The sequence below is a fragment of the Neisseria sp. P0004.S004 genome (assembly GCF_051963335.1).
Lineage (GTDB): Bacteria > Pseudomonadota > Gammaproteobacteria > Burkholderiales > Neisseriaceae > Neisseria.
This window is the reverse complement of the sequence record NZ_JBQCUK010000003.1, coordinates 97760-109362: the sequence shown is the minus strand read 5'-3', so window position 1 is coordinate 109362 and position 11603 is coordinate 97760. Positions and strand designations below refer to the sequence as shown.

11 protein-coding genes are annotated in these 11603 nt (G+C 53.6%); all 11 read left to right on the top strand.

Annotation, left to right across the window (positions count from 1 at the left end):
• Nucleotide 1: 1 nt before the first annotated feature.
• The 11 genes from ACTHRY_RS03295 (at nt 2) to ACTHRY_RS03245 (ending at nt 11599) form a co-directional block, all read left to right on the top strand.
• Complete coding sequence (locus ACTHRY_RS03295; RefSeq protein ID WP_049360254.1) at nt 2–301, top strand: hypothetical protein; 300 nt, start codon at nt 2–4, stop codon at nt 299–301.
• Between the two features lie 279 nt (nt 302–580).
• Entirely contained in the window at nt 581–1531 is a 951-nt protein-coding gene (locus ACTHRY_RS03290) for a hypothetical protein (RefSeq protein WP_049360252.1), read from the top strand.
• Nucleotides 1524–1892: a hypothetical protein gene (locus ACTHRY_RS03285; RefSeq protein WP_049360249.1), complete on the top strand. Its 369-nt coding sequence runs from the start codon at nt 1524–1526 to the stop codon at nt 1890–1892. Before ACTHRY_RS03290 ends, ACTHRY_RS03285 begins: the two co-directional genes overlap by 8 nt.
• A gap of 15 nt (nt 1893–1907) precedes the next feature.
• Nucleotides 1908–2897, top strand: a complete 990-nt coding sequence (locus ACTHRY_RS03280; protein ID WP_440374045.1) for a major capsid protein — start codon at nt 1908–1910, stop codon at nt 2895–2897.
• A gap of 58 nt (nt 2898–2955) precedes the next feature.
• Entirely contained in the window at nt 2956–3366 is a 411-nt protein-coding gene (locus tag ACTHRY_RS03275) for a phage protein Gp36 family protein (RefSeq protein WP_049360246.1), read from the top strand.
• A 3-nt stretch (nt 3367–3369) separates the two neighbouring features.
• Nucleotides 3370–3801 (top strand): phage virion morphogenesis protein, encoded by a 432-nt coding sequence (locus tag ACTHRY_RS03270; protein ID WP_049360245.1) that lies wholly within the window; start codon nt 3370–3372, stop codon nt 3799–3801.
• A gap of 1 nt (nt 3802) precedes the next feature.
• Nucleotides 3803–4267 (top strand): phage tail terminator protein, encoded by a 465-nt coding sequence (locus tag ACTHRY_RS03265; RefSeq protein ID WP_440374044.1) that lies wholly within the window; start codon nt 3803–3805, stop codon nt 4265–4267.
• A gap of 12 nt (nt 4268–4279) precedes the next feature.
• Nucleotides 4280–5038 (top strand): hypothetical protein, encoded by a 759-nt coding sequence (locus ACTHRY_RS03260; RefSeq protein ID WP_049360243.1) that lies wholly within the window; start codon nt 4280–4282, stop codon nt 5036–5038.
• 109 nt (nt 5039–5147) lie between these two features.
• A complete protein-coding gene (locus tag ACTHRY_RS03255; protein ID WP_440374043.1) occupies nt 5148–9203 on the top strand; it encodes a phage tail tape measure protein in 4056 nt (1351 codons plus the stop codon).
• Nucleotides 9204–9306: 103 nt separating this feature from the next.
• Entirely contained in the window at nt 9307–9717 is a 411-nt protein-coding gene (locus tag ACTHRY_RS03250) for a hypothetical protein (RefSeq protein WP_049335950.1), read from the top strand.
• Nucleotides 9718–9763: 46 nt separating this feature from the next.
• Nucleotides 9764–11599 (top strand): hypothetical protein, encoded by a 1836-nt coding sequence (locus ACTHRY_RS03245; RefSeq protein WP_440374042.1) that lies wholly within the window; start codon nt 9764–9766, stop codon nt 11597–11599.
• Nucleotides 11600–11603 lie beyond the last annotated feature (4 nt).

Below are 11603 nucleotides of genomic sequence, written 5' to 3'. Positions count from 1 at the left end.
CATGCCGTCTGAACTGTATGTCAGCCGCGAAGTAAAAGTATTTTTAGGCGGGAAAACCGCCCCGTCCGAATTGTTGGACTATCTGTATCCGCGTCTCGCCGAAATCGACAAGGAGGCAGCCGAGCAAATGCAGGGCGAGTTTTCGGGCTGCGTATTTTCGATTGCGGATTTGTCCGCTGCGGCATTTGCCCGTGTATGCGGATGGATACTTGAGGCTGCTGAAAAGTCCGAGTGGATTAAGCCTTACAAGTCCGATTTAAAAGCTGCGCTTGAAGCCGATCCAAGATTCAAGTCTATGTAACCCAAAGGCCGTCTGAAACCGATTCAGACGGCTTTTTTCATAACCGCTCAAATTTCGCGTTTTAGCGCGTTTAAATACTTAGGGCAAGCAAAGATATATCCAGCATTTTAAAATCAATCCTAGAGGCTTCTAAAACGCCCCTGAATCGAATTTTAAATAGATGAACTGCGCAAGGCCGTCTGAAACCTGATATTCGGGTTTTAGGCGGCTTTTGCATTTGGATTGGGAAGTGAAATCCTGCCGTCCGTCTTTTTGAACTTGGCAAGGCAAAATGGAGCAATGGATACGAACAACACCCCCCTCAAAATCAAATTGTCCGCCGCGCTGCCGGTTGCCCTGGCGACCGGTGCCGACAAGGTGCGTACTTTTAAAGGCGTTGCCAATTCGGGCAAGCCCTTCGGCTACGGCGGTTATCAGGCAGTCGTCGATTTGGCCCAGCTGTCGCACAAAGCGTCCGTCCCCGTCCTGTTGGAGCATTCCCCCGTCAAGATGGCGGGCGTGTGCAGCCTGTCGGTAACGGCGGACGGCCTGATTGCGGAAGGCAGTCTGTTGTCCAACGAGTTTGGCACGCAGATCGCCGAAGCAGCCGACCAAGGTTTCCCTTGGGAAATGTCGGTTTACGCGCAGGCGGAATCCTACGAGGAGCTGGCGGCGGGCGCAGTATTGTCCGTCAACGGCAACGAGGTAACCGGGCCGGCCGTCATCCTGCGCCGTTGTGCGATACGCGAGGTGTCGTTTACCGCCGTCGGTGTAGATGGCGAGACGGAGGCGGTGGTGTTGTCGGACGGCAGTCCCTTGCCGGATATTTTTAAACAACCTTTGGAGTTATCTATGACACCCGAAGAAAAGAAAGCGTTTGACGACCTGAAAGCGGAAGTCGATACGCTCAAGGCTGAAAAAGCCGAAGCCGAGAAAAAGCTGAAAGAAGCCGAAGCGGCTGCCAAGAAAAACCAAGTCAAGGCGAAATTGTCCGCCGCCGGCTTTAAGGAAGGCGAAAACGGCAAGTTTGAAGGCTTGTCCGACGCTACCATGATCGTGCTTTTGTCTGCCGACATTGAAGCGGCAGAAGCCATGATTGCCGATTTGACGCCGAAAGCCACCCAGTCTGCCGTACCACCCGCACTGTTGAGCGAAGGCGCAGGCAAAGGCGAATCTGAACACACCGGCGAGGCGGAGGGCAAGTTCTCCGTAGCCAGCCACAAAGGCTTATTGGGAGGCTCTTATGTCTAAAGTCAAAACCGAAATCTTAGGCCCTGCTATTTCCGATTTTTTGAAATATGAAGCGACGCCGTTAACGCGTGTGGCTGTTGCTGCTTCGCAAGGCACAAAAGCCGGTACATTTGTTAGATTTCCTCTCCGCAGCGATTTCAAATTGCTTGCGTTGACGGATGAAGCCGACGGTAAAGTCATCGTACAGCCGCACAATTGCATCATCAATCTGGATCGATGCTCAGACGATGGAATTCGCGGCGGTACATCAAAAACGAGAGGTAATGTGATTGAGCATCTGAATAAAGACGGCGATCTGTACGGCATCGTTTATATTTTAAACCGTATTGTCAATCTCGATCCCAATGGCGACAGCCTGTAACTATAAGGAAAAAATATGCCTTTATCCGATAACAGCAAGTTTGGCGTGCAGGCTTTGACCACCGCCTGCAATAAAATCGACCCGGGCGCAAGCCAAATCCGCGAGCTGGGTATTTTCGAACCCGAATACCTGACCACCACCTACGCCGACATTGAGTTCCAAGACGGCAAAGTTCACTTGGTTGCCAGCAAAGAGCGCGGTACGGCCGGCCAGGCAGTGGATAGCCCGAAACGCAAAATTCACACCGTCAAAATCCCACACCTGCCGATTCATGACGTCATCCGCGCGGACGACGTGCAGAACCTGCGCGCTTTCGGCACAACCCAAGCCGCAACCGTTATGGACAAAGTGAATGAAAAACTCGCCGGCGGTAAATCCGACCTTGAATACACCCGCGAGCATCTGATGCTCGGCGCGTTGCAGGGCAAGATTTTGGATGCAGACGGCAGCGTGATTTTGGACATCAACACCGATTTCAAAATTACACGCAAAACACAAAACATCGAATTGTCGAAAGACGCGACCAAAGTCGGCGCGGTATTGGACAAGCTCTTGTCCGAACAACGCCAAAAATTCAACGGTGCGCAAGTGCGCGGCTGGGTTGTCTATTGCGGCATGGAGTTTTTGAGTGCGCTCAAAGAGCATAAGTCTATCTTCGAAGTGTACAAACGCTTTGACGAAGCACGCGCCTACCGCGAAGGCGATACGCTCAATCCGACCGAGTTTGTCCACAAAGGCATCCGCTTTATCGAGTATGCCAACCATTTCGGCAGCGACGCCGACATCGGTGCGGACAAAGCCATTCTGCTGCCGGTTGGCCGCAATCTCTACAAAGAGTATTTCGCGCCTGCCGACATGAACGCCACCGTCAACACCCGCGCCCTGCCGTATTACGCCAGCCGCGAGAAATTGCAGCACGACAAAGGCTGGAGCCTGCATATGCAGTCCAATCCATTGCCGATTGCGCTGCGCCCCGAGTTGTTGGCAACGCTGACCATGTCTTAAACGGATTTCAGACGGCCTTTAAGGCAGTTTTAAAGGTCGTCTGAAAACGGAGGACGGCATGATTACCATCCAAGACATGATTACCCGCTTCGGCGAGCAGGAAATGGCGGAACGGTCGAATCATGAGAACTACGAAACAATAGACGAAGCGGTGATGGCGGCGGCAATTGCCGATGCGGAAGAAGAAGCGGCAAGCTACCTTCGGGCGGCGAAACTGTTTTTTACCAACGACACCGCGCCGCAGGTTTTGAAAATCAAAGTCTGCGACATCGCCCGCTACTACCTCTACGACGATGCGGTAACAGGTATTGTCGAAGAGCGTTATCAGTCGGCAATCGCCTGGCTGAAGATGGTCGTCAAAAATCCGAATATGCTGGACGAAAACCGCGTATCGGATGACCGCAGACCATCAACGTGTGCCGTTTATGTGAATGCCGAACCCGATTTGAGGGAATGGCTGAAGGAGTAGGCAATGCGGATTACGGTATCGCACGACTTGTCGCGTATCGCCCAAAGCCTGAACCGCCTGTCGGGCAGGTTGAACGGCAGCCTTGAAGAGCCTTTGCGCGCTATCGGCGGCATCCTCGAATCTTCGACCCGCCGTCGTATCGCCGAAACCAAAACCGCGCCTGACGGCAAACGCTGGCAGGATGTCAGCCCCGCTACGGCAGAAGCCAAAAACGGACGCGGCGGGATTTTGGTGGACCACGGCAACCTCTTGGCAAGCATTACGCACGAGGCATCGGCAAAAAGCGTGATTACCGGCTCGGTAATGGGCTACTCGGTTTATGTGCAGGAAGGCACGAAAACCATGCCGGCGCGTCCGTTTTTGGGCTTGTCTTCGCAAGATTATCAGGACATTGACGATTTAATGTCCGATTGGCTGGAAGGATTGATTGTCTGATATGGCTTTAAAACAGCATGAAAACTTATTGGCGGTCTATCCCGAAATCTTAGGCCGTCTGAAAACCGTCAAAGGCATTAAGGCGGTTAAGGAAATCGGCGAACTTGCCGAGCTGCTCGCCCAAGGCGCGGCGAAACGCAAAGCCGCCCCGCTGGACGGCGCGGTCTATGTCGTTTACGGCGGCTCGACCTTTGCCGACGAAGCGAAAAACGGCAAATTCCTCAAATCGACGCTGCACTTTACCTTCGTCCTCGCACGAAGCTATACCGCCAACGGCAAATCCACGTTGTACGAGGTCGGCGAGACCCTGACGGCAATCCAACGGGTGTTTTCAGGCTGGGACGCGGGCGACGAATATGCCGTTACCCCCTTCCGCCGCATCGCCTCGCCATCCATCGAATACAACGACGGCTTTGCTTTTTACCCCATTTCATTCGCCTGCGACACCGTGCAGGCGGCAAACTAAAGGAGCTGCCACATGGCAAAACAAAACGACCACGGCTTAATCTTTGAGGGCGACGTCAAGGTACGCAACCTCAATCAAAAAGGCTCGGGCTTTATCGACATCGGCAACACCACCGCCCTGACCACGCAGACCAGCGTGGAAACCAAAGAGCGCGTATCCAAGCAAAAAGGCACTTACGGCAGCGCACTCGACAGCCTGAAAACCGTCAAGCCTACCGAAATCGGTCTGAAGCTCGATACTTTCGATAAAGACAACCTCGCGCTTGCCCTGATGGGCGAAGCCGCCGTCATCGCGGCTACGGCGCAGACCGTTACGGGCGAGACCGTGACCATCGGCAAAAAAGGCATGGCGTACAAACTGGCAAACGGCAACATCGACCCGGCTACCGTCAAAGTCAAAAACAAGTCAAACGCCAATGTTGATGCCAAGCATTTGGACATTAATGCCACCTTGGGCATGATTACCATCCTGCCGGCCGCAGATACTGTCAACGACGGCGAAAACATCACCGTCGAATACAAAACCCGCGATTCCGGCGGCTATAAAGTGTCCGCCGCGACCTTGTCGCGCTTGGATTTAGAAATCTACGTTGACGGCCGCAACCGCGTTACCGGCGAGACCGGCATTCTGCACATCCCCCATGCCGTACTGGCGGCGGACGGCAGTATTGACTGGTTCGGCGACGACTTTAATGAGGCGGAATTCAAAGGGACGGCGGTGTTAGCTTCGGGCGAGACTTCGACCTATTCCTTCACGTCGTACAACAACTAAAGATTCGGTAATAAACAAAGGCCGTCTGAAACTGGCTTCTGCGTCTAGACGCAGCGGCGGCAGGTTTCAGACGGCCTTTTTTAAACGGGTTTTAAAACAGGATTAAATTATGGCGAATATTCAGGCAGGTTTAGAGATTAAGGCGGGCGTGTCCGGCGTTGAAAACATCGACGCGCTGGCGCAGTCCATCGAGGCGGCAGGCATCGATACGAGCAAGCTGACCACCGAAGCGAAAGAGCTGGGCGCAACGCTGGCCAAAGCACAAGCGCAACAGGCGGCAATTGCAGAATATAAGGCGTTGTCGGCGGAATTGGACAATACCGCTAAAGAAATGCGTGCACTGGACGAGCTGACCGCGACGTTGGAGAAATCCATGCGCGGCGGCGGTACGCAGCAACAGCAAGCCGATTTGGCGAAACTGCGCGCCGAATCCGAGCGGCTGGCAAAAAGCGAAACCGAACTGACGGGCAAACTGTATGCCGCCCGCGATGCGATGTCGGTGTCGGGCGTGTCCGTCAAAAATCTTGCCGCCGAAGAGGCGCGCCTGTCGTCCGAATCCGCCGCCGCAACGGCGCAGCTCGACCGCCTGACCGCCGAAGCACAAACCCTAAAAGCCATTGCTGATGCAAAAATCCAGCTCGGTATCGATACCGACGACAAGGCACGGCAGGAAATCCAAAAGACCAAAGACGCCTACGAATTGCTTAAAAACAGCGGCACACTCTCGCATGAAGAATTAGCCCGGGCGGCGCAGTTGCAGGAAGGCAAGGTGCGCGAACTTGAAGCCAGCCTGAAAGGTGTGAAGCCGTCTATTGCCGAGGTTGCTTCGGAGATTCAGGGCTTGGTCGGCGGTGCGGGCGGCTTGGCGTTTGCCACCCGCGAGGCAATGAAGTTTGAAACCGCTATGGCGGGCGTGAAAAAAGTCGCCGAAGGCACGGACGAGCAGTACGCCCAACTTTCAGACGAGCTGAAGAAAATGGGCGCGGAATTGGGCATTTCCGACGCCGAAATGGCGGATCTTGCCGCAGCGGGCGGACAGCTCGGCATCCCGATTGAGAAGTTGTCGGAATTTACCGCCATCGCGTCCAAGATGTCGGTTGCCTTCGGGATGAGCGCGGAAGAGGCAGGCAATGCCGCCGCGACGATTGCCAACGTGTTCCAGCTCCCAATTGGTGAGGTGGAAAAACTCGGCGATGCCATCAACGTTTTGGGCAACAATACCGCCGCACGAGAAAAAGACATTGTTGCGGCGATGGCGCGTATCGGCGGTACGGCCAAGCAGTTCGGATTGGCCGCCGACGAAGCCGCCGCGCTTGCCGACGCCTTTATCGCATTGGGCAAACCGCCCGAAGTGGCTGCGACCGCCATCAATGCCATGCTGCAAAAACTGCAAACCGCGCAAAGCCAGGGCAAAGACTTTCAGGCGGCCTTGGAAGGTATCGGTACGTCTGCAGATGAGATGGCGGCCAATATCGCCGCCAATCCGCAGCAGGCTTTGACGGACTTCTTGCGCAAACTCGAAGGCTTGGATAAACAAAGCCGTGCCCTGACACTCTCGCAACTCTTCGGTACGGAATATAGCGACGACATCGCGCTTTTGGTCGGCTCGTTGGGCGAATATGAAAAGGCTTTGGGCTTGGTCGCCGACAAGGGGCAGGTCGTCGGCGCGATGCAAAAAGAAGTGGCAAACGCCATGTCCACCAGCGAAGCGCAAATCAACAAAGCCAAGCAGGAAATCATCAACGTTGCCATCGAAGTCGGCGAAAAGCTGCTGCCTTTGGTGTCTCTATTGGCAAGTACGGCCGGCAGTGTGGCAAGTGCAATCGGAGCGATTACCGAAGAGTTCCCGGCCTTGACGCAACTTGCCGCACTGTTCGCAGCAGGCGCAGTTGCCGTCAAGGCTTATGAGGCGGCTGTTCGACTGACTGGTGGTGCGGTATCGGCATCATTTGCGACCCAGCGTGTCGGGATTGAAGCAACCAAAGCATCCATCCTGTCTACCACTGTCGCTGCACGAGAGCTGGGCATCGCGCTCAAATCCGCTGCTGCCGGTAACGGTTTCGGTAATGGCGCGGCTGCTGCGGGAGCATTGGCTCAAAATCTCAAGACGGCGGCATCCAATGCCGGATTATTGTTTGCGGCTTTTGAGGTTGGCCGTGGTGTAGGCGGCTGGCTGCGCGAAAATACGGATTTAGCAAAAATTTTCGGCGATAACCTCGCCCGTATTCCTGCCATTTTGGATAGTCTGTTTACCACCGGCGGTCTCGACAAGTATCACGAGTTTTTCAAAACCGAAGCCCAAATTAAGCGCGAGTTGGAGATAGCGGATAAAAAAGCTCAGGAGGCAGCCGAAAAAGCTGCCGCCGCCAAGAAAAAGGCAGCCGAAGAGGAAGCCGCCGCCATCAAAGCCCTGCAAGCCGAATATCGTGCGTCTGCAACAGAGTTGTCAGCATTAGAACACAGTATGGCGGCATTGCGTGCCGACGGACGAGAAACGAGCGACTTTTACAGTGAGCTGGCAATCAAGCTGGAAAACGTACGCACCAAAACCGCTGAACTGAAAACCGAACTTGACAAGAAAAACGTCAAAATCAGCGCAGATACGGGCGAGCTCGCCGCAGCACAAAAAGCCCTTGAGGCTTTGGGTTTGACGGCGGAAGAAGTAACCACCGGCATGAGCAAAAAGGCGGCGGAAGGTATTGCCAATTTTTCGCGTGTTGCCTCTCAGTTTGGTAATGATGCCGAGCAGATGGGCCGGGTGTTTCAGGCTGCGCTCAAGCAGATGGACAGCAAAGAATCAACCGATGCTCTTTTGGCTGAATTGGAAAAGGTAGGCAAACAATCCGGGCTGACGGCCGAAGAAATCAAGAAAATCGGAGATACGGCAAGGGAGTCGACGGACAAGGTTGCCGATGCCTTCGCCAAAATCGGCGTGGACAGTAAAGCCGTGATGACGGGCATCAGCAGTGATGCGCGGCAGGCATTCGCCGATTTTCAGACGGCCTCGACAGAAGCGGCGGCGGCCGGTCAAAAAGATGCCAAGCTGATACAGGCAGCCTTTGAGGCCATGATGGGCAAACTTAAAAGCAAGGAGGAATTTGCCGAGTTTCAACACCAGCTCAAAGCCAGCGGCGACGCGGCACTGTTGACGCAGGAGCAGCTTGCCCGTTTGGGCGATGCAGCTTCGGGCGGTGCGGAAAAAGCCAAAACCGCCTACCAAGGGTTAAATGATACTGCCGCTAAAACAGGCGAAGCCGCGAAAGCCGCGCATGAAAAAGGCTCGCAAGCGGCGGAAAACCATGCCCAATCGGTCAGAAAAGTGGCGACAGCCAACAAAGAGGCGGCAGCGGAGGCAGAAAATGCAGCCAAAGCGGCAGCAAATGCGTCTAAATCGTTTAGCGATTATGGCTACCGTCTGACTCAAACGGCTGGATTTTATAAGCTCAATAATGAGCAGCTGGATTTGATGAACCGACAGTTTTCCGGGATTAAGTTGGGCATGGAGGCCACATTCCGCGCTGCTCAGATGAAAGAGTACACGCAACAGATTTACAGCGCGAATACCGCGATGCAAAGGCTGACCAATGCTGCTGCTCAAGGCGCAGTGACACAGGATATCTTGAACGATGCGGCCAGCGCGGCCTCTCGTGCTGCCGATAAATTGGGGAATACTGAGCTGACAAAATTCCGCAATGCGATATCCGATGCCCAACGCCGGCTGAATGCCCTGCGTCAAGAAGCACATGATGCAACCCGCGCGCTTGAGGCCGAGCTTGCCGAGCTTAATGGTAATACGGAAGCGGTTTATTCTTTGCAGCAAGAAAGAAAAATCCGTGAGCTGCAACAAAAACTCGACAATGCCAACCGCCTCAAACAAACCGACGTTGCGCGCGAATATCAGCGTCAAATCGATTTGCAGCAACAGATTTACAACAGGCAGCGCAGCAAGCGCGCCGAATCTGCCGCGCAAGAGCAAGTCCGCAACCAAGGTTCGTATGGTAACAGTAATGCCGCCCAGCGGTTGCAACAAATCGGCAATACGCAGGTTAATATCGACCCGGAAAAGCTTAACCAAATTTTGGCGCAGCGCGACCAAGCGGTTGCCGAGAAAGCTGTTAACGGTTTTATGAATAGTTTACAAGCTTCATTAAAGCGCACGACATAATTCAGACGGCCTGCAACCATCTGACTGCAACCATGCCAAGCCCCGATTTTCGGGGCTTTTGTTTTAATAGGGTTTTGAGAAAAATACGCAAAGGCCGTCTGAAATGGCAAATCAAGAATGGACGCTGAAACGGAAAGACAATGGCGTGGCCGTACATCTGCCGCAGGATATGCGCTGGGACGATGAATTTGAATGGAACAAGGTGGCGCAGGCCGCTCCGCAGCGCACTTTGTCGGGCGGATTGGTCATCCAACAAGGCATTAAGGCAAACGGTCGTCCGATTACGCTATCGGGCGATTGGGTGTGGCTTGATTTGAGTATCTTACGTACGTTGCGTGACTGGACGGACGTCCCCGAATTGGAGATGACGCTGACGCACTACGACGGCCGCGAATTTAATGTTATTTGGCGCACCCATAACGCGGCTTTGAATAATGTCGAGCCGGTGCATTACTCAACACCGGAAACGGATAGCGAACGATACACTGCCCAGCTCTGCCTGATGACATTTTAAGGTCGTCTGAAAACAGATTTAAACAGGATTTAAAAAGGTTTCAAAAATGGAAAAAACAACGCGTCTGACGCAGCAGGATTTGCAGATTTACCCCAGCCAGCGCATGACCGATACGCCTGACGGCGGCGGTTTGATGGTCGGTCAGCCGCTGACCGGCGAGGATAACGAGATTTTCCCGCCCGTCTCAGACGTTGACCGTACGATGGGCAGCCTGGACGCGCGTCTGCTGTACCCTGCCGTCCTGCGTAACGACTCCGAGCCGCTTTACGGCGGGCATTTTGTCATTACCGAGCCGCCGACCTCTGAAAACGTGTCTTTTTTAGCGTTTAAGGCGCGCAACTACGGAGAGAGCCGCGCGGATATTATGCCGCGCATTGAGGCGTATTCTGTGCCGACAGTGGAGAGCCGCATGACGTTATTGGGTCGCCATTTGGCAGGCGTGCGCCTTGTGCAGGCGTATCAGCGCGTAGAGGCTCCTTTGCCGAAGGTTGGCGAGCGTTATTGCCTGCAATATGAAGAAAAAACCAAAGATGTGACGCGCCGTATCACGGAGTATTTCCGCATTATCAACATCGAAGATGAAGTGCGAGTTTTTGAGATCCCAAAATCAAACGGTGAGGTCGAGGAAGTGCCGCGCCGTGTAGTCAAAATGGAAATCAGCAATCCGTTAACCCGAGATTTTGATGGTGTCGATTATCCGGTTAAGGGGTATGCCGCGCCTAAAGTTAAGATTTTGGAAACCCAAGTGGCAGATTCCGCGGCTTATTATGGCGTGAAACCTGTATCAGACGGCCTTTCGGCAGGAGATGCCACGCTGACGGTGTCTAGCATTTACGAAAAGCTTGTACCGACCTCGACAGTCGAGACACCTTATGTGGACGAATACCCGGTTCCCGGTGAAGCATGGGTCGCCGCTGCGCCGGAAAAGCAGCTTTTTGCGGGGCGTGTTGATAGTGGAACCTTAACTTTGCCTTCGGCTGTTTTACCCGGCAGTATCAAGATTGGGAACTACACAGACAATGGCTTCGGTCAACTTAAAAGCGGGGACAATATCGTCAATGCCGATTACGCTCATGGGCGTCTGAGTGGTTTGCCGACAGGTTATTACACGGTAACTGCGGTTCCGGGTGCTAAATCATCATCCGCTCGATATGCTATTGCGGTAGAAATTAAAGAAACCAATCACGGTACATCATTTGCCCCTCTGCTTAGACCTAATCCTGCTTTGGGTAGTTTAAAAGTGTCTTTTATGGCTTTGGGCGTTTGGTATGTTTTGACCGATACAGGCGACGGCGTGTTACGGGATGAGGCCGGTAAAAGTGTAGGTACGGTATCGTCTGCAACAGGCAGTGTATTGCTTAATCTACCGTCTCTTCCGGATGTTGGCAGCCGCTTAGTGTTCCAATGGGGAGACTCCTCTGGTTTTACGTCTTTTGATGGCGGAAAGACGGGCGGAAATAATCTGCCCAAGGCGGCAAACGGGAAGTGCACTTATTCCCTGGGGCATTCGATTAAGCCGGGAACGCTGGTGCTTACTTGGCAAAATAACGGTAAGAAAAGAGCGCAAGACGATGGCGCAGGAAAATTAACGGGTGATGCAACTGGCAGCGTGGATTATTTGAACGGTACGATTAGATTGCCGGCTTATATTGACTCTACTTCAGTTGATTATGTTTGCGATGAGCCTGAACGCATTCAGGTTGGTCTTGCTGATGGGCGTGGGTTGACCGCAGAGGAAAAAGGAGAGATATGGAATATCACACTAGGTACGGCAGTACCGGATTGGCGCGCTGTTTCTTTAACGGCTTTGGGAGGCTTTGAGGAATATACAAGTACAACCGTTTCAAACAGGTATTCTTGGGAAGTGGCAGCATTGAGATAGGAGA

What these genes read in the sequence shown, in the direction of transcription:
- ACTHRY_RS03265 (WP_440374044.1), top strand. Translation starts at nt 3,803, where the DNA reads ATGGCTTTAAAACAGCATGAAAACTTATTGGCGGTCTATCCCGAAATC.
- ACTHRY_RS03275 (WP_049360246.1), top strand. Translation starts at nt 2,956, where the DNA reads ATGATTACCATCCAAGACATGATTACCCGCTTCGGCGAGCAGGAAATG.
- ACTHRY_RS03280 (WP_440374045.1), top strand. Translation starts at nt 1,908, where the DNA reads ATGCCTTTATCCGATAACAGCAAGTTTGGCGTGCAGGCTTTGACCACC.
- ACTHRY_RS03260 (WP_049360243.1), top strand. Translation starts at nt 4,280, where the DNA reads ATGGCAAAACAAAACGACCACGGCTTAATCTTTGAGGGCGACGTCAAG.
- ACTHRY_RS03295 (WP_049360254.1), top strand. Translation starts at nt 2, where the DNA reads ATGCCGTCTGAACTGTATGTCAGCCGCGAAGTAAAAGTATTTTTAGGC.
- ACTHRY_RS03255 (WP_440374043.1), top strand. Translation starts at nt 5,148, where the DNA reads ATGGCGAATATTCAGGCAGGTTTAGAGATTAAGGCGGGCGTGTCCGGC.
- ACTHRY_RS03285 (WP_049360249.1), top strand. Translation starts at nt 1,524, where the DNA reads ATGTCTAAAGTCAAAACCGAAATCTTAGGCCCTGCTATTTCCGATTTT.
- ACTHRY_RS03290 (WP_049360252.1), top strand. Translation starts at nt 581, where the DNA reads ATGGATACGAACAACACCCCCCTCAAAATCAAATTGTCCGCCGCGCTG.
- ACTHRY_RS03250 (WP_049335950.1), top strand. Translation starts at nt 9,307, where the DNA reads ATGGCAAATCAAGAATGGACGCTGAAACGGAAAGACAATGGCGTGGCC.
- ACTHRY_RS03270 (WP_049360245.1), top strand. Translation starts at nt 3,370, where the DNA reads ATGCGGATTACGGTATCGCACGACTTGTCGCGTATCGCCCAAAGCCTG.
- ACTHRY_RS03245 (WP_440374042.1), top strand. Translation starts at nt 9,764, where the DNA reads ATGGAAAAAACAACGCGTCTGACGCAGCAGGATTTGCAGATTTACCCC.